Here is an 18,246-nt window from a genome sequence, read left to right on the forward strand (position 1 = left end):
GGAGTCAGTCGATCAGTAGCGCAAGCAACTGGTCGTCGATGTATTCGGCCTCGTCCGCACGCTTGTAGAACTTGCGCAGCGTGCCTTCGTGCTCGAAACCGAGTTTCTTGTAGAAGCGCAGCCCGGGCGCGTTGTCGCTTTCCACATAAAGCTCGATGCGCTTCACGCCGTCGGCTTTCAAATGCGCGATGGCATCGCTCACCATTGCGTGCGCAATGCCCTTGCCATGCAGCGCCGGATCGACCGCCAGCGTGCCGAAGCAGGCAACATGCCGCACGCGGCCGGGGTAGCGTGTTGCGCGGTAGAAGCCCGCCACGCGGCCGTCGTCTTCATAGATGTAGAAGCTGCGGCTGTCGACCAGCTCCTTGTAGATGGCGCTAAATTCATCCAGCGGCATCGGGTCGTAGCCGAGAAAGGGCACGACCCGCTCGTGCATGTAGATGGAGAAGACCGCTTCGAGATCTTGAGGTGTTGCGAGCCGGCGCATGGTGGCTGGTTGTCTGCGGATGCGAATGAGGCTGCCAGCATACCCAGTCCGGTATCGCTTTGCGCGCTGCTTCAGGGGTTCGTGGCGCGGCCGGCTACCAGCACGGCGTTGGTGCCGCCGAAGGCGAACGAATTCGAGAGCACGTAGCGAAGGCCGCGTGCTTCACGGGCTTCGCCTCGCACAAAGTCCAGATCGAAGGCCGCATCGGGCAGCCGCAGGTTGGCAGTAGGCGGAAGCAGCCCACGCGCCAGCGTACGCAGTGCGGCGGCCAACTCCATGGCACCGCCCCCACCGAGCACGTGGCCGTGAATGGCTTTGGTGGCGCTCACCGGCGTGGCATTGCCGAACACTTCGCGCACGGAAGCAGCCTCCGCGGCATCACCTGCCCGTGTGGCGGTACCGTGCGCATTGATGTTGCCGACCTGCGCCGGCTCTATGCCCGCGTCGCGCAATGCCGCGCGCATGGCGCGCACCTGGCCGCAAGCGTCGGGGTTGGTGATGTGCGTGGCATCGCAGTTGGTGGCGTAGCCCACGAGTGCGAGCGGTGTGCGCGTCGACTCGCGCGTGGCCTTGCGTGCACGCGCATGCGCTTCCGATTCGAGCACCAGGGCCACTGCGCCTTCGCCGAGCGCAAAGCCCGCGCGGTCGCTGGAGAACGGCCTGCAGGCGCTTTCAGGTGCACCGGGCGGCAGCGGCGCTGTCACCCGCATGGCGTGCCAGCTGGCCATCACGCCCGGCGTGAGCATGGCGTCGTGTCCGCCTGCAATGGCCACGTCGATCCAGCCGCCGCGAATGGCGCGCATCGCCTCGCCGATGGCCACGGCCGAAGACGCGCAGGCGCACGCGTAGGCAATGGCGGCGCCTTGCGCTCCGAACTGCAATGCGAGTTCTGCCACGGCCGCGTTAGGCATCACAGTGAGCACCGTGGTGGGCCGCATGCGGCGCTGCTCGCCGTAGAGCGCCTGCGTGGTGTCGTCGAAGGCGCCTGCACCGGCCAGGCCGCTTCCCCAGAAGATGCCCAGGCGTTCGGGCTCGACGCTGCCCGGGGTGAGCCCCGCATCAGCGCCAGCATCGCATGCTGCCGCGAGCGCCATCGCAGTGCCGCGGTCGAGCGGCAGCCGTGAGCTGCTGCGCACGCCTGCCGATTCGAACTCGCAGGCGGCCACGGCAAGTTCAACCGGGTCGAGGCCCTCGATGCGGAGCGTTCGCGCGCGCACCGCGGAACGTCCGTTGAAGAGCGCGTCGTCGAATGCATCGACGGTTTGGCCCAACGGTGTGACGAAGCCCATGCCCGCTACAAGCACCGGCGCAGAGGCGCCGTGCATCGAACGGGCGGTGCCGCTGTTCACGCGTGGGCAGCCATCGGTTCCGATTCGGCCTCGCAGTCGATCTGCGCCTCGATGGCTTCGCACAGGCGCTGGATCGTGATGCCGGCCTCGCGCGGATCGAGCCGGTCCTCGGGCAGGCGAAGATGGAAGGCATCTTCCACCGCAAAGACGAATTCCATCAGGCCGAGCGAGTCGAGACCCAGGTCGGACAACGCGGTGCCGGGCGTGACGGCCGCTCGCTCGACATCGAACTTGCCGACCAGGATGGCGGTGATGCTGTTGAAGATCAGTGAGGGCAGGGGAGAAGACATGGGCGGTTTCTTTCAGGCGGGCAAGGCGTGGGCCACGGCATCGGCGAAGGCGAGCGTTTCGCGCGCGACGTGGTGGCGGTCGTTGTCGATCGTGATCATGTGATAGCTGTCGGGCAGCACCACGGTGCGGAATTCCTTGCAGCGCAGCCCGCGCGCAAGGATGTCGAGGTTGGCCACGCTGGCCACTTCGTCCTGACGCGCATGCAGCGCGAGCACGCTGGCGCATTGCACGCGGCCCAGGTTGCGCCTCACGTGGCGAATCAGCCGGTCGTGCTCGCGCAAGTGGCCGATGCCGATCAGCGCGCTGCCGGCGCTCGACACCTTGCGCTGCCGCAGCTCGCGCTCGATCCATGCGCGCACGCGTTCGTTCTTTACGCCGTAGGGTGCCCGCTCGCGGTATTGCCACAGGCGGCCGAGCGGTGTGTAAAGCGCCAGCGGCAGCAGCATGCGGGTGCGCGGAATCGCCCATCCGTCGAAGCGCAGGGTGGTCGACATCAGCACCAGCGCATCGACGCCGCGGCCGCAGCGGATGGCCGCGCCGAGCGCAAGGGACGAGCCCGCGGAAATGCCGATCAGCATCACGCGCTCATGCCCTTCGCGCAATGCCTTGACCTGCGCCTCGATGGCATCGATCCAGCGCTCGTAGGGCTTGGCATGCTGTACCGGCGCGGCCGCATCGAACGAGTAGCCGTCCACTCGCATCGGATGCACCGAATAACCGCTGCCGCGCAGGGCCGATTGCACGGTCAGGAGCTCGTCAGGTGTGCTGCATAAACCATGCAGCAGCACGATGGCCGTGCGTCGCACCGCGGGGTGCAGCACGCTCAACATGTCGGAGGGATCGCGGGCGCTCATTGCATTGCAGCGGTGCCAGAAAGGGCCCGTGCCGCGGGTTGCTGTCGTATGCTCATGGCGCGTTTATCGCTGCTGGGCACTGACCGGCCGCTGACCCTCCTTCGCGCAAGAATAGGCATCTCAACCCACCACACACACCATGCGAATCCTGCTTGTCGAAGACGATGCCGTACTGCGCGACGTGATGCTGCGCAGCCTTGCGGACGCCGGCCATCGCGTCGATGTGTCGACCAATGTGGAAGACGCCGACCACCTCTGGCGGGTGCAGCCCTTCGACGCAGTGCTGCTCGACCTGAACCTGCCGGCCACGGCAAGCCCCACGAGCGGCCTGGCGAGCGGGCTCAATGCCCTGCGCCAGGCGCGCGCGCGAGGCGACCGCACGCCGGTGCTCGTGCTGACGGCGCGCGGCCGAACCGAAGAACGCATTGCCGGGCTCGATGCGGGCGCCGACGACTACCTGGGCAAGCCCTTCGATCTGGCAGAGGTCGAAGCACGCCTGCGGGCACTGGTGCGGCGCGCCAAGGGAACCGAAGACATCGTGCTGCTCGGCCACCTGAAGCTCGACCGCAAGGCGCGTCGTTTTTCGACCGCGAACGGGCCGCTCGACCTGCCCGCGCGGGAGTTCGAAGTGCTGTGGGAGCTGATGAGTCCGCCGGGCCGCACGGTGAGCAAGCGCGCGTTGTCCGACAAGCTCTCCAGCTTCGACGAATCGCTGGGCGACAACGCGCTCGAGGCTTTCATCTCGCGCCTGCGCAAGAAGCTGGCGGGCTCGGGTGCGGGCATTCGCACGCTGCGCGGCATCGGCTACCTGCTCGAAGCCGAAGTGTGAGCCGCACCGCACCCGCTGCGCCGCACCGGCAGAAGGCCGCGCCTTCGCTCACGCACCGCGTGCTGCGCAACGTGCTGGTGCCGTTGGCGCTTACCTGGATGCTGGGCGCGGTCATTGCGCTGGTCGTCGCCAATTATTTTTCGGAGCGGGCCTTCGATCGCAGCATGCTGGACGATGCCTATGCGCTCTCTGCCAACGTGCAAGCGGGAGAACGCGGCATCGAGCTGTTGCTGTCGCCGCGTGAAGTGGCCTCGGTGCTGTTCGACCAGGTCGACCAGGTGTACTTTGCCGTGCAGCGGCCCGACGGCACGTTGATCTCGGGCCAGGCGGGCCTGAATGCGGCGCTGCCCGAGGAGGGCGCCCGCTATCGTTTCTCCGACCTGACCTACGAAGGCAAGGTCCTGCGCGCGGTGGTGCTCGATCACGGGGCCGACGCCGGGGTGCTCTTGCCGTACCGCGTGATCATTGCGCAGACCACGCTCAGCCGTGCGGCGCTGGTGCGGCAGCTGCTCGGCTTTGCGCTCACGCCGCAGGCACTGCTGCTGGTTCTGCTTGCCGTATGGCTCTGGCGTGGCATCCGGCGCGACCTGCGTCCGCTCGGCGAACTCCAGCAGGCGCTGGACCGCCGCGACGTGTATGACCTTTCACCGGTGGCGGTGGTCGACACCTCGCGCGAAGTGGAGCGCCTGGGCAATGCCGTCAACGCACTGTTCGAGCGGTTGAACCACAGCGTGCGTGCGCAGCGCGAGTTCGTGGGCAACGTGGCGCACGAGCTGCGCACGCCGCTTGCCGGCATTCGCGCGCTGGCCGAATACGGGCTTGCGCAGCACGATTCCAATGTGTGGCGCGAACAGCTCGTGCGTGTGGCCGAGCGGCAGGCCCGCGCAAGCCATCTCATCGACCAGCTGCTGGCGCTGGCGCTTGCCGACGAGGCGCGTACCGGCCTTGCGCGCGAACCCGTGCGGCTCGACGCCCTCGCGGAACAAACGGTGCTGCGGCACCTGGCCCGAGCCGATGCGCGCGGTGTCGACCTGGGCGCACGCGGCCTCGACGAGCGCGTCACGGTGCTGGCGAATGAAGCGCTTGTCGAAGGCATCCTGGACAACCTGATCGACAACGCACTGCGCTACGGCGGACGGACCATCACCGTCGAACTGGAGGGCCGTACGCTGAGCGTGATCGATGACGGCCCGGGCATTCCACTCGAGGCACAGCGCGACCTGATGCAGCGCTGGGCCCAAGGCCCGGCTGGCCAGAAGCTGGGGCAAGGTTCGGGGCTGGGCCTGTCGATCGTCGCGCGCTATGCAGAGCTGCTGGGCGCCGAGCTGCGGCTCGATGCCGCCGAGCCCTCAGGGCTGCGGGTGAGCGTGACGTTTGCGGAGCTGCATCATCGTCCGCTGCAGGAAGGCTACGGCAATGTGCCGGGTGTGACTTCCGGCCCGGCCTCGTAGAGTTCCAGCGGCAGGCCATCCGGGTCTGCAAAGAAGGTGAAGCGGCGGCCGGTGTATTCGTCGGTGCGCAGCCGCTCCACTGCAATGCCTTGCGCGGCCAGCGCGTCGGCTGCGGCCTGTACATCGGGCACTTCGAAGGCCAGGTGACGCAGGCCTTGCGCCTCGGGCCGGGTGGGGCGCGGCGGTGCGTCCGGAAAAGAAAACAACTCGATCTGCGAGCCGTCGGGCAACGCAAGATCCAGCTTGTACGAGTTGCGCGCGGCGCGGTAGTTTTCGGCAATGACGCGCAGGCCCAGCACTTCGGTATAGAAGCGCTTGGACACCGCGTAGTCGGCGCAGATGACGGCGACGTGATGCAGCCTGCCAGGTTGGATGGTGCTCAAGCTTCGAACTCCACTTCGCCTTCGATCTCGACGGGAATGTTGAACGGAAGCTCCGCCATGCCCACGGCGCTGCGGGCATGCCCCCCGACGTCCGGCCCGAAGAGTTCGAGCACGAGGTCCGAGAAACCGTTGATGACGGCGGGCTGCTTGTCGAAGCCGGGCGCGGAGGCCACCATGCCGAACACGCGCGTCCATGCGGTGATGCGGTCGAGGTCGCCGAGTGCGCGCTGCAGGCTGCCCAGCACTGCGAGCGCGGTGAGCCGTGCCGATGCATAGCCCTGTTCCACGGTGAGCTCGCGGCCCAGCTTGCCGAGCGGCGCGGCAATGGTGCCGTCGGGGTTGAGCGGGCCGTGGCCGGAGATGAGCGCGCGGCTGCCCGCGATGCGCACGAAGCTGAAAGGCAGCACCACGCCGGGCGGGGGTGAGACCGGCGGCGGCAGCACGAGGCCGAGGGTTGCGAGTCGCTGTTCGATGCGGGCCATGGCGTTTCTCTCCTGTGGCGGGTGGTTGCACCGCCGCATCTTGCCATGGCCCTCGCGCGGCTCGCGAGCTCAGGCCAGCGTCGGATAGTCCGTGTAGCCCTTGGTGCCGCCGCCGTACATCGTGGCCTTGTCCACTTCATTGAGCGGTGCGTTCTCGCGCAGGCGGCGCACCAGGTCGGGGTTGGCGATGAACGGCTTGCCGAAGGCCACGAGGTCGTCGCCTTCCTTGACGGCTTCATCGGCCAGCGGCTTGTCGTAGCCGTTGTTGACCATCCATGCGCCCTTGCCGCCGGCCTGGCGGTACGCGGCCTTGAGTGCTTCGTAGTCGAAGGGGCGGTCTTCGATTTCGCGCGGGCCGCCGGTGGCGCCTTCGATGATGTGGATGTAGGCGAGGCCCAGCGGGGCGAGCTGCTTCACCACATAGGTGAAGAGCGGCTGCGGGTCGGAGTCGTGCACGTCGTTGGCGGGCGTGACAGGCGACAGGCGAATGCCGGTCTTGCCGCCGCCGACGGCATCGACCACGGCGCGCGTGGCTTCGAGCAGCAGGCGGGCGCGGTTCTCGATGCTGCCGCCGTAGTCGTCCGTGCGCTTGTTGCTGCCGTCTTTCAAAAACTGGTCGAGCAGGTAGCCGTTGGCACCGTGCAGTTCCACGCCGTCGAAGCCGGCGGTTTCCACTGCGTTGCGTGCGGCGGCGGCGTAGGTGTGGACGATGCCGGGCAGCTCTTCGGCATCGAGCGCGCGGGGCGCCGAGGTTTCGACAAAGGTCGGCACGCCGTCCTTGATGAGCACGGTCTTGGTCTTGGCCGTGATGGCCGAGGGTGCGACAGGCTTGCCGCCGTCAGGTTGGAGTTCGGTGTGCGACACGCGGCCCACATGCCAGAGCTGGACCACGATCTTGCCGCCCTTGGCATGCACCGCATCGGTCACGCGCCTCCAGCCGTCGAGCTGCTCGGTGCCGTAGAGGCCCGGCACATCGGCGTAGCCTTGGCCCTGGTGGCTGATGGCGGTGGCTTCGGTGATGAGCAGGCCGGCCGTGGCGCGCTGCGCGTAGTAGGTGGCGGTGATGTCGCGCGGAATGGCATTGGGCGAGCGGTTGCGCGTGAGCGGCGCCATCACGATGCGGTTGGCGAGTTGCAGGTCGCCGGCTTGTACGGGGTCGAAAAGAGAAGGCATTGCGTGTGGCCGGAGAGTGCCGGAAAAAGTGGGACAGAGGCCGCGAGGCTAAGCCCGCACGGCCAACCCTGCTGCGGCACGGTTGCCCGTTTGCTGCTAGGCGTGCGGCGCAGCCCGAACTGCAGAGGCGCTGGCCTCCAGCAGCGCGAGCCGGGCGGCGCCCACGCGCACGGGCATTGCGAGCAGGATCTGCCCCATGCCCTTGCCTAGCGCATCGTTGCGCAGCGACGCCATGCCGCCGCCACCCAGCGCCTGTTCGCAGACGAAGTTGAAGGCGCCGATGCCCGGCACTTCGTAGCGAGTGACAGGTCCCTTGACCAAGTGCGCAAGCCAGTCGGCCACGCGCGCTTCGGTCAGCTGCGTGCGCAGCAGCGGCAACAGGGCAGGGTGGCGTGCGATGACGCCGATGTTCGATGTGTCGCCCTTGTCGCCGCTGCGAGCCCAGGCGAGGCGGATGAGCGGCACCTCGAGGGCATCTGTTTCGTCCGCAGCAGCGTCCAGGGAAGACTCCACCGCTTTGGCATCCACCGGTGCCCCCGGCGACATTGCATCAATGGCCTGTGGACCAGCATCGCGCGGCACTTCAATGCGCTGTCCGTCGATCGTCACGCCCGGCTCGACCTTCGGCTTGTCGATCAGGAATGCGTACTGGCGGATCGAGGGCGACACCGGCGAGCGCCCGCCGCCGGCGCCCGTGGTGCCCGGCGCCCACGAGGTACCAGCCGGTGCCACCTCGCGCGCGAACAGCTCGAGCGCCTCCTTGCGTGGATGCGTGACCGCGAGCCGGAGCACAGCTTCGCGCGTCTGCAGGGCGCTTGCGTGCGGACCGTAGCAGGACTCTGCGCCGAGCACCTCGAGCTGCGTGCCGCTGTAGGGGCCGTAGCCATGCTGCGCAAACAGCGTGTTCGTGCGCGCGAGGATCGCCTCGCCCGTGCGGCGTGCCTTTGCGACCGCGTCGAAGCCGACGATGGTGAGCTGCGATGCAGTCTTGAATCCGTCGACGTACGTGGCGCACACCTTGTAGCTTGCAGTGGGCGGGCGGCCGCGCGCGCCGTGCACGCCCACGCGGTGTTCGCCGGCTTGTTCGATGCGAACCTGCGTGAAATCGGCCACCACGTCGGGCAGCAGGTAGGCGGAGGGATCGCCGATCTCGTACAGCATCTGCTCGCCCACCACGGCGGGTGTGATCTTGCCGCCCGTACCCGCGGGCTTGGTGACGACGAAGCTCCCGTCGGCGCTGCATTCGACGATCGGATAGCCGATGTTCGGCCAGTCGGGCACGGTGTCCCAGTCCGTGTGCAGGCCGCCCGTGGCCTGGCAGCCGCATTCGATGATGTGGCCGGCAAGGCTGCCGGCTGCAAGCAGGTCGTGGTCGCCGGGTTGCCAACCGAACTCATGCATCAGCACCCCGAGCGTCACGGCCGAATCGACGCACCGGCCGGTAATGACCACCTGCGCACCAGCATCCAGGGCGGCCTGGATGGGCCTTGCACCGAGATACGCATTGGCCGTGAGCACGCGCTCGGGCAGCGGCGCACCGCTTTGCAGTTCGCGCACGGGCGGTTGCGCCTGGCGCAGTTGCGGCAGCAAAGGCAATACATCGTCGCCGCTCACCACCGCGATCTTCAGTGCGATGCCTTGCTCGGCGGCCAGTGCGGCAAGCGCGTTGGCACAGCCCTCCGGATTGACGCCGCCCGCGTTGCTCACCACGCGAATGCCTTGCTGCACGATGTCCTTCAACACGGCCTTCATCGCAACGGCGACGAAGTCGGTGGCGTAGCCGAGTTCCGGCTTCTTGAGCCGCGCACCCGCGAGGATCGACATCGTGAGTTCGGCCAGGTAGTCGAATACCAAGTAGTCGATGTGGCCGCTGGCCACGAGCTGCGGTGCGCCCACGCTGCTGTCGCCCCAGAAGCCCGATGCGCCCCCGATGCGCACCATGCGTTGCTGCCGGCTGCCGATGCGGTTCACCGGCCGCTCCACTGCGGCTTGCGCTTTTCGCGGAAGGCGAGTTGGCCTTCGGCCGCATCCTCGGTCAGCGCGAAGAGGCCGATCTGGCTTTCGGTGAACGCCATCGATTCCTCGAAGGCCATGGCTTCGATCTTCTTCATGGTGTAGAGGCCGCGGCGTATGGCGGCGGGCGACTTGTCGAGCAGGCGGCCGAGCAGCCCCTCGACACTCGCATCGAGGTCGTCGCTCACGTGGTTGACGAGCCGGTACCCGAGGGCCTCGGCGGCGGTGATGGGTTCGCCGGTGATGCACATCTCGGCCAGCACGCGCCGCGGCAGCAGGTTGCCGAGCACGCTGAGCACCTGCGCAGGGAAGAGGCCGACCTTGACCTCGGGCAGGCCGAACACGGCGTGGCTGCCTGCCACTGCCATGTCGCACATGCCCATGATCCCCATGCCACCCGCCATGCAGGCACCGTTGACGCGCGCGATGAGCGGCACGGTCGATTGCCGCGCTTGGCGAAAGAGGTTTGCAAAGCCTTGATGCGGCTCGGCGTAGTCGAACTTGAAGGAGGTGCCGCTTTGCAGATCGGCACCGGCGCAGAAGGCGCGCGTGCCGCTGCCGGTAATGACGACGGCACGCACCGCACGGTCCTGGTTGGCGCGCACCAGCGCATTCGACATGGCCGAGAGCACGCCCGCGCTGATCGCGTTGCGGCGCTCTTCGCGGTCGATGGTGAGCCACATCACGGGCCCGCGCATCTCCTCGCGCAGTTCTGGTGGGGAGGGGGCTTCGGCCATCGTCGGTCCTTCGCTTCGGAGTCTGGAGCCCGTAGCGTGGCGCGAAAAAAAAGCCGCAACATGCGGCTTGTGGCTGAAGCGGCCGGGGTTTTCCCTAGAGGGCCGGACCGCTTGCAGGCTAGCAGGTGCGTTCAGAACGCTTCGTCTTACTTCAACAGGCCTTCGGCCTTCATCGCCTCCTGGACGGCAGGGCGGGCGCCGACGCGCGCATGCCATGCCTGCAGGTTGGGGAAGCCTGAAATGTCGAGGCCGGTAGGCTTGGCCCAGTTGGTCACGGTGAACAGGTAGCCGTCGGCCACGCTGAAGTGCTCGCCCATCAGGTACTGCTTGTCCGCGAGCTGGCCGTCGAGCCATTGGTAGCGCGACTTGAGCTTGTCCTTGAAGATGTTCTTGGCTTCTTCGGGCATGGCCGAGTTGAACAGCGGGCTGTATCCCTTGTGCATTTCGGTGCCGATGAAGGTCAGCCACTCCTGCAGGCGATAGCGCTGCAGGGTGCCGGCGGCCGGTGCAAGATTTTTGGTGGGTGCGAGATCGGCAATGTACTGGACGATGGCCGGGCCTTCGCGCAGGCGCGTGCCGTCGTCGAGCTCGAGCAGCGGCACATAGCCCAGCGGGTTGATGCCGTAGTAGTCGGTGCCGTCTTGCAGCTTGTGGCTCTTGGTGCTGGCCAGCACGGGTTCGAAGGCGATTCCGGCTTCGTGCAGCGCGATGTGGGGCGAGAGCGAGCAGGCGCCGGGCGAGTAATACAGCTTCATGCGAGGAATCTCCGAAGGATGTGGATAGCGAAAAAGATCTTTGAACCGCCGTGCATGCTAGCGGGTTTCGAGGTGCGCGTTTTGTCCTACGGCCGCTCGCGCGCGCCGACTATCGGTGCAGCGCCGGGCTCTTTCTAAGCTCGCCGCACTGGTGGGGTGGCCCACCGCAAGGAGTCTCAGATGTTGAAGTACGCAATCATTTTTGCGGTCATTTCGCTGGTGGCCGGTGTGCTGGGCTTCGGCGGCGTTGCTGCCGGTGCAGCCGGTATTGCCAAGCTGCTGTTCGGCCTGTTCCTGCTGTTGGCCGTGGTGTTCGTGGTTCTCGCGGCATTGGGAATCGGGGCAGTGAAAAAGGCCATCGACTGATGCGCAGTCTTGTTCCGAGGTGGCCGCGCGCGCGTCCGCTGGGTGTGCTGCTGCAAAGCCCGGCGCACCGCGTGATGCGCGTGCTGCTGGTGACCCAAACGCATTGGCAACTGCCGGAGCATCGCTCGCGCCGGCGGCACGCCTGAATCGATCGACAACGTACAACCCAAGGCGCGCATGCACATCTCCCACATTGAGGCAGAGCTCGGCTACGAAGTGAGCGCGCCCGCGCACATGCTGCTCAACATCGAGGCTGCGCAGGCGGGCTCGCAGGCCGTGGTCAGGGAATCGCTGACTGTCGAGCCGCCGACGGAGGTGCAGGTGTATTGCGACGAGTCAAGCGGCAATCGCTTTGTGCGCTTCGACGCCAAGCCCGGGCCGCTGAAGATTCGCTACAGCGCAACCGTGCAGCGCAGGCAGGTCGACGTTCCGCTCGATCTGCAGGAGGTGCCTGTCAACGAGGTGTCGAACGAAATACTCCATTACATGATGCCGTCGCGCTACTGCGAGTCGGATCTGATGTCTCGCTGTGCGCAGCAGCTCTTTGGCGATCTTGCGCCGGGCATCGGGCGGGTGCAGGCCATCGTCGACTGGATTCACGACAGCATCACCTATGAACCGGGCAGCAGCGACTCGACCACCACCGCGCGCGAAGTGTTCGTGGAGCGCGCGGGCGTGTGCCGCGACTTTGCGCACCTGGGCATCACCTTCTGCCGTGCGCTGAACATTCCGGCGCGGCTGGTGGTGGGCTACGTGTGGTTCGACGAACCGCCGCAAGACTTCCATGCCGTGTTCGAAGCCTGGCTTGGCGGACGATGGGTGCTGTTCGATCCGACGCGCATGGCGCCGGTCGATCGGCTGGTGCGCGTGGGCACCGGGCGCGACGCGAAGGACGTGGCCTTCTGCACGATATTCGGCGCCGTGGCCATGACGGACAAGACGCTGGTGATTCGCGAACTGCAGGACGAGAGCGTGGCGCCGCCGGCCGAGCCCGAACCCACAGGCGCTCTGGTGGGCATCGAAAAGCCGGTGCCTGTGGTGGAGCTGGCCGCCGCTGCTGATTAGGCCTTGTGCAACCTTGGTTGCGCGCTATTAAAATAATAGCACTGGCCAAGTGATAGGTATGGGGTCGGAGGCTTTTCCAAGGCAATTAACCACGTTGCCCCCATTCCAGGCGCAAAGCAGCACCCCCGATTAAAATTGGTGCCCCCTTTGCGCAGCGCACGCGTCAGTGCGCCCCCTCTTTCATGCTGTATCCCGAAGAATTCGATGTCATCGTCGTCGGCGGTGGCCATGCCGGCACTGAAGCCGCGCTTGCTGCTGCCCGCATGGGCGCCAAGACGCTGCTGCTTTCCCACAACATCGAGACGCTGGGGCAGATGAGCTGCAACCCGTCGATCGGCGGCATCGGCAAGGGCCACCTGGTGAAGGAGGTCGATGCGCTGGGCGGCGCCATGGCCATTGCGACCGACGAGGCCGGTATCCAGTTTCGTATTCTCAATTCGAGCAAGGGCCCGGCCGTTCGCGCCACCCGCGCTCAGGCCGACCGCGTCTTGTACAAGGCCGCGATCCGCCGCCGCCTGGAGAACCAGCCGAACCTGAGCCTGTTCCAGCAAGCAGTGGACGACCTCATGGTGGAAGGCGACCGAGTGGTGGGCGCGGTCACGCAAGTGGGCATTGCATTTCGCGCGCGCACCGTGGTGCTCACCGCCGGGACTTTTCTCGATGGCCGTATTCACGTCGGCCTCGACAACTACCAAGCCGGGCGCGCGGGTGACCCGCCGGCCATCAGCCTGTCGGCGCGGCTCAAGGAACTGAAGCTGCCCCAGGGCCGCCTCAAGACCGGAACGCCGCCGCGGCTCGACGGCCGCACCATCGATTTTTCGAGGTGCACCGAGCAACCGGGTGACGGCATGCCGGGCGGAGCAGGGCCCATGCCGGTGTTCAGCTTCATGGGCCGCGTCGACATGCACCCGCAGCAAATGGCCTGCTGGATCACCCACACCAACGAGCGCACGCATGACATCATTCGCTCCGGCTTCGACCGCAGCCCGATGTTCACCGGCAAGATCGATGGCGTCGGTCCGCGCTACTGTCCGAGCGTGGAAGACAAGATCAACCGCTTCGCCGACAAGGAAAGCCATCAGATCTTTCTCGAGCCCGAAGGCTTGACCACGAACGAGTACTACCCGAACGGGATTTCGACCAGCCTTCCGTTCGACATTCAGTACCAGCTTGTGCGCTCGATGCCGGGCCTGGAGAACGCCCACATCCTGCGGCCAGGCTATGCCATCGAGTACGACTACTTCGATCCGCGTGAGCTCAAGAGCAGCTTCGAGACGCGTGCAATCAAGGGCCTGTTCTTTGCCGGTCAGATCAACGGCACCACGGGTTACGAAGAGGCTGCAGCGCAAGGCTTGTTTGCCGGCATCAATGCCGCACTGCAGTGCCGGGACGAAGAGGCTTGGCTGCCGCGCCGCAACGAAGCCTACTTGGGCGTTCTGGTCGACGACCTTATTACCAAGGGCGTGACCGAGCCGTATCGCATGTTTACCAGCCGCGCCGAGTTTCGGTTGCAGCTGCGCGAGGACAACGCAGACATGCGCCTGACCGAAGCAGGGCGCAAGCTCGGCCTGGTCGGCGATGAGCAATGGGACGCTTTCAGCCGCAAGCGCGATGCTGTTTCACGTGAAACACAACGGCTCAAGTCGATCTGGGTGAATCCGCGCAATCTGCCGGCGGCCGAGTCGGAGCGCGTGCTGGGCAAGGCCATCGAACATGAATACAACCTGGCCGATCTGCTGCGCCGTCCGGATGTGAACTATCAAACCCTGATGTCGCTGGACGGTGGAAAGTACAGCGCGGCCTCCGCGCTCAGCGAGACGGAGATCGAGCAGATCGAGATTTCGGCCAAATACTCTGGCTACATCGAGCGACAGCATGACGAAGTGGAACGAGCCGCGCACTTCGAGAACCTGCGCCTGCCACCTGATTTCGACTACGGCCAGGTCAAGGCGCTCAGCTTTGAAGTCCGCCAGAAGCTCGACAAGCACCGGCCCGAGACGCTGGGCTTGGCTTCGCGCATCTCGGGTGTGACGCCCGCTGCAATTTCCTTGCTGATGATCCATCTGCGAAAGGGCGGCCACAAGGCTTTCAATCGTGACGCGGCGACGGAAGCAGCGACTCCCGAATCGCAATCCGCCCAATGAGCGCGCCCATCGATACGCTGCGCCAAGGCGCGGCAGCCCTGGGCACCGCCTTGTCCGATAAACAGTCAGAGCAGTTGCTGGCCTACGGCACGCTCATGCTCAAGTGGAACAAGGTCTACAACCTGACAGCCCTGCGCGACCCGGCCAGTGTGTTGACGCACCATCTGCTCGACAGCTTGGCCGCAGTCGCGCCGCTGCAGCGCGAGTGGGCAGGGGAGGGCAAGTTGCTCGATGTGGGATCAGGCGGTGGACTGCCGGGCGTGGTAATTGCCATCATGCGCCCCGATCTTGACGTGAGCTGCCTGGATGCGGTTGCCAAGAAGGCGGCCTTTGTCCAGCAGGTGGCTGCCGAGTTGGAACTGTCCAACCTGCGCGGACTGCATGCCCGGGTCGAGTCGCTAACGGGCAGCTATGAAATCATCAGTTCGCGCGCCTTCGCGTCTCTGCCGGATTTTTTCAATGGGTCGAAGCATCTGCTGCCACCAGATGGCGTTTGGCTGGCCATGAAGGGCAAGGTGCCGACGGAAGAACTTGCCGCTTTGCCCGACGCCGTCGAAGTGTTTCACGTGGAACAACTCGCGGTTCCCGGCCTGGATGCGGAGCGCTGCATCGTCTGGGCGCGCAAAGAAGTCGGCTGAACCGGAAAAAGAAGCGGAGTCACCCGGCGAAAGCCGGTGCTTCACGCTCTCTGCAGCGCTCGCCTCGCTTAGACTCGACGCCTCCCCTTGGCTCTCTTTTTCGAGGCAAATCCCATGTTCGGCATTGCTGACTACGGCGCATTCGTCGCTGCCATCATCCTCTTTCTCCTGATTCCCGGCCCGGGCAATCTGGCGCTGATCACTTCGACCAGCAAAGGCGGAATTCGCGGCGGGTTGGCTGCCACCATGGGCGTGATCATCGGGGACCAGTTCCTGATGTGGGCCGCCGTGGCGGGTGTGTCTGCGGTGCTGGCCGCGTACCCGACCGCATTCAAGGCGGTGCAATGGCTGGGCGCTGCTTACCTTGCCTGGCTCGGCTTCAAGATGCTGCTTGCCAAGCCCGGCGCAGCACCGATTCTCAACATTCGGCCCAGCCACTTCTTGCGGCAGGCATTGATGATCACCTTGCTGAACCCCAAGGCAATCGTGTTCTACATGGCCTTTTTCCCATTGTTCGTCGATCCGGCGCGCCATCAGGGCGTGGTCACTTTCGGCGCCATGGCAGTGACGATTGCCGCGCTCACCTTCATGTACGGTCTCACATCCACGCTGCTCACGCACTTTCTGGCTGAACGCATCCGTGCCAATCCACGTATTTCAGGCGCTCTCGAAAAGCTTGCGGGCGTTTTTCTGATTGCCTTCGGCGTCAAGCTCGCCATTTCCCGCTGATCCCCACATGGCCAAGATTTTCTGCATTGCCAACCAGAAGGGCGGCGTCGGCAAGACCACCACCACCGTCAACCTTGCCGCCGGCTTGGCCAAGGTCGGCCAGCGTGTGCTGATGATCGACCTCGACCCCCAGGGCAATGCAACCATGGGCTCGGGCATCGACAAGCGCCAGCTGGAGCTGACGGTGTACGACGTGCTGCTCGAATCGGCCTCCGTGGCCGAGGCGCGCGTGCAGGCCGACAAGCTGGTGGAGGGCGGCTGCGGCTATGACGTGCTGGGCGCAAACCGCGAACTGGCCGGCGCCGAGGTGGAAATGGTGGCGCTCGACCGCCGCGAGAAGCGCCTGCGCACCGCACTGGCGGCCGTGGGCGCCGAGTACGACTTCGTCTTGATCGATTGCCCGCCGAGCCTGAGCCTGCTCACGCTCAACGGCCTGTGCGCCGCCCATGGCGTGATCGTGCCGATGCAGTGCGAATACTTTGCGCTCGAAGGGCTGACCGACCTGGTCAACACCATCAAGCAGGTGCATGCCAACCTCAACAAGAACCTGCAGATCATCGGCCTGCTGCGCGTGATGTTCGATCCGCGCATCACCCTGCAGCAGCAGGTGAGCGAACAGCTCAAGTCCCACTTCGGCGACAAGGTGTTCGACACGGTCATTCCGCGCAATGTGCGGCTTGCCGAAGCGCCGAGTTACGGGCTTCCTGGTGTGGTGTTCGACCCCGCCGCCCGCGGCAGCCAAGCCTTCATTGCCTTTGCCAAGGAGCTGGTCGAGAAGATGCCGCCCGCCAGTGCATTCGCGTCGGGCGCCGTGGCGCCTCCGATTGCAGAGGTGGCGCCGGCCGCTCCCAACCTCGCGATTCCGGAAGACGTGCTGGCACCGGCAACCGCGCCCGACACCAGCGAAAAAAGCATCTGACGCCGTCCCCGCAGGACGCGCGCCTTCAAGTTCGTAGCGAGCAAATGACAACCTCACGCATCTTGTTGCTGCCGGGCTGGCAGAACAGCGGCCCCGGCCATTGGCAAACCCGCTGGGAGTCGCTGTACGGCGATCGCCGCGTCGAGCAGCATGACTGGATGCGCCCGCTGCGGGGCGACTGGTCCGCGCGGCTTGAGGAAGAAGTGCTGGCCGCGCCCGGCCCGGTGGCCTTTGCGGCGCACAGCCTCGGCTGCATCCTCGTGGCCGCCTGGGCTGCGCATTCACGCAACACGCACAAGGTGCTCGGCGCGCTGCTGGTTGCGCCCGGTGACCTGGAACGCGACGACCTGCGTCAGCTGATTCCCGGCTGGGCGCCCATCGTGCGCAAGCCACTGCCGTTTCCGTCGGTGCTGATTGCCGCCAACGACGATCCCTACTGCGACGCCAAGCGCTCCCGCCAAATGGCCGACGACTGGGGTGCGCGCTTTGTCGACGCCGGCGCGGGCGGCCACCTGAACGCCGAGTCCGGCCTGGGCGACTGGCCCGAAGGCCGGCAACTATTGAACGAAATCTCGAAAGACAAGCACTGATGGCGACCAAGAAACCCAAGGGCCTGGGGCGCGGCCTCGAAGCGCTGCTCGGCCCCACGGCCGCACCCGCCGCCGATAACAACAACGGGTCGGAAGAGGGCGCCGCGGCGCAGAACCCGAACACGCTGATGCTCGACCAGATGGTGGCCGGCGTTTACCAGCCGCGCACCCGCATGGACGAAGGCGCGCTGTACGAGCTGGCCGAGAGCATCAAGGTGCAGGGCATCATGCAGCCGATTTTGGTGCGCCGGCTCGACGAGGCATCGGCCGCCGCCAAGAACGCCGAGTACGAAATCATTGCGGGCGAGCGCCGCTTCCGTGCGGCCAAGCTGGCGGGCCTCGACCGGGTGCCGGTGCTGGTGCGCGACGTGCCCAACGAGTCTGCGGCAGCCATGTCGCTGATCGAGAACATCCAGCGCGAAGACCTCAACCCGCTCGAAGAAGCCCAAGGCCTGCAACGCCTGGTCTCGGAGTTTGGGCTCACTCACGAAGCTGCGGCGCAGGCTGTGGGCCGCTCGCGCAGCGCCGCCAGCAATCTGCTGCGCCTGTTGAACCTGGCCGAACCGGCACAACAGATGCTGATGGCGGGCGACATCGACATGGGCCACGCCCGGGCGCTGCTCTCGCTGGACCGCGGCACGCAGATCACCGCCGCCAACCAGATCGCCGCCAAGAAGATGTCGGTGCGCGAAGCCGAAGCACTGGTGAAGCGGCTCGCCGCGGAGTTCACGCTGACGCCTTCGCGCCGCGGGAACGACGGCGAAAAGTCTCGCGACCTGCAGCGCGTGGAAGAAGAGCTGGCCGACCTGCTCACTGCAGAGGTCGAGGTCCGCATCAAGAAGCGCAGCAAGCGCGGCGGCAAGCTTGAGGAGAGCGGGGAACTCGCCATTCACTTCGGCTCCATCGAGGCGCTCAACGGCCTGATAGAACGCATCCGCCGAACGGCCTAGCCGGCAGGCCGCGGCTCGAACGTTTGCGTGATTGTTTCTTG

Annotated in this window: 21 protein-coding genes; 11 read left to right on the top strand and 10 right to left on the bottom strand. The window is 66.0% G+C overall.

The annotated features are described in order from the left end of the window. Nucleotides 1-4: 4 nt before the first annotated feature. Genes QHG62_RS00975 through QHG62_RS00990 form a run of 4 tightly spaced genes read right to left on the bottom strand, consistent with a single transcriptional unit; the run spans nucleotide 5 to nucleotide 2,981 of the window. Nucleotides 5-562: a GNAT family N-acetyltransferase gene (locus QHG62_RS00975; protein WP_281151461.1), complete on the bottom strand. Its 558-nt coding sequence runs from the start codon at nucleotides 560-562 to the stop codon at nucleotides 5-7. Further along, complete coding sequence (locus QHG62_RS00980) at nucleotides 559-1,812, bottom strand: beta-ketoacyl-[acyl-carrier-protein] synthase family protein (RefSeq protein ID WP_281151462.1); 1,254 nt, start codon at nucleotides 1,810-1,812, stop codon at nucleotides 559-561. The genes QHG62_RS00975 and QHG62_RS00980 overlap by 4 nt, the downstream gene beginning before the upstream one ends. A 20-nt stretch (nucleotides 1,813-1,832) precedes the next feature. Further along, entirely contained in the window at nucleotides 1,833-2,126 is a 294-nt protein-coding gene (locus tag QHG62_RS00985) for an acyl carrier protein (protein WP_281148959.1), read from the bottom strand. Nucleotides 2,127-2,138: 12 nt separating this feature from the next. After that, nucleotides 2,139-2,981: an alpha/beta hydrolase gene (locus QHG62_RS00990; RefSeq protein ID WP_281148960.1), complete on the bottom strand. Its 843-nt coding sequence runs from the start codon at nucleotides 2,979-2,981 to the stop codon at nucleotides 2,139-2,141. Nucleotides 2,982-3,120: 139 nt separating this feature from the next. Between QHG62_RS00990 and QHG62_RS00995 the strand changes: the two genes are divergently transcribed. Continuing rightward, nucleotides 3,121-3,810, top strand: coding sequence for a response regulator transcription factor (locus QHG62_RS00995; RefSeq protein WP_281148961.1), 690 nt, complete (start codon nucleotides 3,121-3,123; stop codon nucleotides 3,808-3,810). After that, on the top strand, nucleotides 3,807-5,261 hold the full coding sequence (locus QHG62_RS01000; RefSeq protein ID WP_281148962.1) for a sensor histidine kinase: 1,455 nt from the start codon (nucleotides 3,807-3,809) through the stop codon (nucleotides 5,259-5,261). The genes QHG62_RS00995 and QHG62_RS01000 overlap by 4 nt, the downstream gene beginning before the upstream one ends. On the opposite strand, the gene gloA2 is transcribed toward QHG62_RS01000, so the two are convergent. The 6 genes from gloA2 to gstA form a co-directional block, all read right to left on the bottom strand. Continuing rightward, the gene (gene gloA2 / locus QHG62_RS01005; RefSeq protein WP_432445568.1) at nucleotides 5,219-5,644 is read right to left on the bottom strand and encodes an SMU1112c/YaeR family gloxylase I-like metalloprotein; all 426 of its coding nucleotides are present in this window, start codon (nucleotides 5,642-5,644) and stop codon (nucleotides 5,219-5,221) included. The genes QHG62_RS01000 and gloA2 overlap by 43 nt on opposite strands. Further along, on the bottom strand, nucleotides 5,641-6,126 hold the full coding sequence (locus QHG62_RS01010; RefSeq protein WP_281148963.1) for a RidA family protein: 486 nt from the start codon (nucleotides 6,124-6,126) through the stop codon (nucleotides 5,641-5,643). The genes gloA2 and QHG62_RS01010 overlap by 4 nt, the downstream gene beginning before the upstream one ends. A gap of 69 nt (nucleotides 6,127-6,195) precedes the next feature. After that, entirely contained in the window at nucleotides 6,196-7,299 is a 1,104-nt protein-coding gene (locus QHG62_RS01015; protein ID WP_281148964.1) for an alkene reductase, read from the bottom strand. Nucleotides 7,300-7,395: 96 nt separating this feature from the next. Beyond that, on the bottom strand, nucleotides 7,396-9,240 hold the full coding sequence (locus QHG62_RS01020) for an acyclic terpene utilization AtuA family protein (protein ID WP_281151465.1): 1,845 nt from the start codon (nucleotides 9,238-9,240) through the stop codon (nucleotides 7,396-7,398). 26 nt (nucleotides 9,241-9,266) lie between these two features. Further along, nucleotides 9,267-10,049 carry an enoyl-CoA hydratase-related protein gene (locus QHG62_RS01025; RefSeq protein WP_281148965.1) on the bottom strand — a complete coding sequence of 261 codons (783 nt, stop codon included), beginning with the start codon at nucleotides 10,047-10,049 and terminating at the stop codon, nucleotides 9,267-9,269. Nucleotides 10,050-10,195: 146 nt separating this feature from the next. Continuing rightward, complete coding sequence (gene gstA, locus QHG62_RS01030) at nucleotides 10,196-10,804, bottom strand: glutathione transferase GstA (RefSeq protein WP_281148967.1); 609 nt, start codon at nucleotides 10,802-10,804, stop codon at nucleotides 10,196-10,198. Between the two features lie 180 nt (nucleotides 10,805-10,984). Here gstA and QHG62_RS01035 point away from each other — a divergent pair, with 180 nt between their 5' ends. From QHG62_RS01035 to QHG62_RS01075, 9 genes are all read left to right on the top strand, one after another. Further along, nucleotides 10,985-11,170 (top strand): DUF1328 family protein, encoded by a 186-nt coding sequence (locus QHG62_RS01035; RefSeq protein ID WP_281148968.1) that lies wholly within the window; start codon nucleotides 10,985-10,987, stop codon nucleotides 11,168-11,170. Then, a complete protein-coding gene (locus QHG62_RS01040; protein ID WP_281148969.1) occupies nucleotides 11,170-11,316 on the top strand; it encodes a hypothetical protein in 147 nt (48 codons plus the stop codon). The genes QHG62_RS01035 and QHG62_RS01040 overlap by 1 nt, the downstream gene beginning before the upstream one ends. A gap of 31 nt (nucleotides 11,317-11,347) precedes the next feature. Beyond that, nucleotides 11,348-12,235 (top strand): transglutaminase-like domain-containing protein, encoded by an 888-nt coding sequence (locus tag QHG62_RS01045; protein ID WP_281148970.1) that lies wholly within the window; start codon nucleotides 11,348-11,350, stop codon nucleotides 12,233-12,235. Nucleotides 12,236-12,417: 182 nt separating this feature from the next. Next, a complete protein-coding gene (mnmG, locus tag QHG62_RS01050) occupies nucleotides 12,418-14,379 on the top strand; it encodes a tRNA uridine-5-carboxymethylaminomethyl(34) synthesis enzyme MnmG (RefSeq protein ID WP_281148971.1) in 1,962 nt (653 codons plus the stop codon). Then, nucleotides 14,376-15,017, top strand: coding sequence for a 16S rRNA (guanine(527)-N(7))-methyltransferase RsmG (gene rsmG, locus QHG62_RS01055; protein WP_281148972.1), 642 nt, complete (start codon nucleotides 14,376-14,378; stop codon nucleotides 15,015-15,017). Before mnmG ends, rsmG begins: the two co-directional genes overlap by 4 nt. 114 nt (nucleotides 15,018-15,131) lie before the next feature. Beyond that, a complete protein-coding gene (locus tag QHG62_RS01060) occupies nucleotides 15,132-15,746 on the top strand; it encodes a LysE family transporter (protein WP_281148973.1) in 615 nt (204 codons plus the stop codon). Nucleotides 15,747-15,753: 7 nt separating this feature from the next. Beyond that, nucleotides 15,754-16,665, top strand: a complete 912-nt coding sequence (locus QHG62_RS01065) for a ParA family protein (protein ID WP_281148974.1) — start codon at nucleotides 15,754-15,756, stop codon at nucleotides 16,663-16,665. A 44-nt stretch (nucleotides 16,666-16,709) separates the two neighbouring features. Then, entirely contained in the window at nucleotides 16,710-17,255 is a 546-nt protein-coding gene (locus QHG62_RS01070) for an RBBP9/YdeN family alpha/beta hydrolase (RefSeq protein WP_281148975.1), read from the top strand. After that, on the top strand, nucleotides 17,255-18,205 hold the full coding sequence (locus tag QHG62_RS01075; RefSeq protein WP_281148976.1) for a ParB/RepB/Spo0J family partition protein: 951 nt from the start codon (nucleotides 17,255-17,257) through the stop codon (nucleotides 18,203-18,205). Before QHG62_RS01070 ends, QHG62_RS01075 begins: the two co-directional genes overlap by 1 nt. Nucleotides 18,206-18,246: the final 41 nt, after the last annotated feature.

The sequence above is a fragment of the Variovorax paradoxus genome (assembly GCF_029919115.1).
In the GTDB taxonomy this organism is placed as follows: domain Bacteria; phylum Pseudomonadota; class Gammaproteobacteria; order Burkholderiales; family Burkholderiaceae_C; genus Variovorax; species Variovorax paradoxus_O.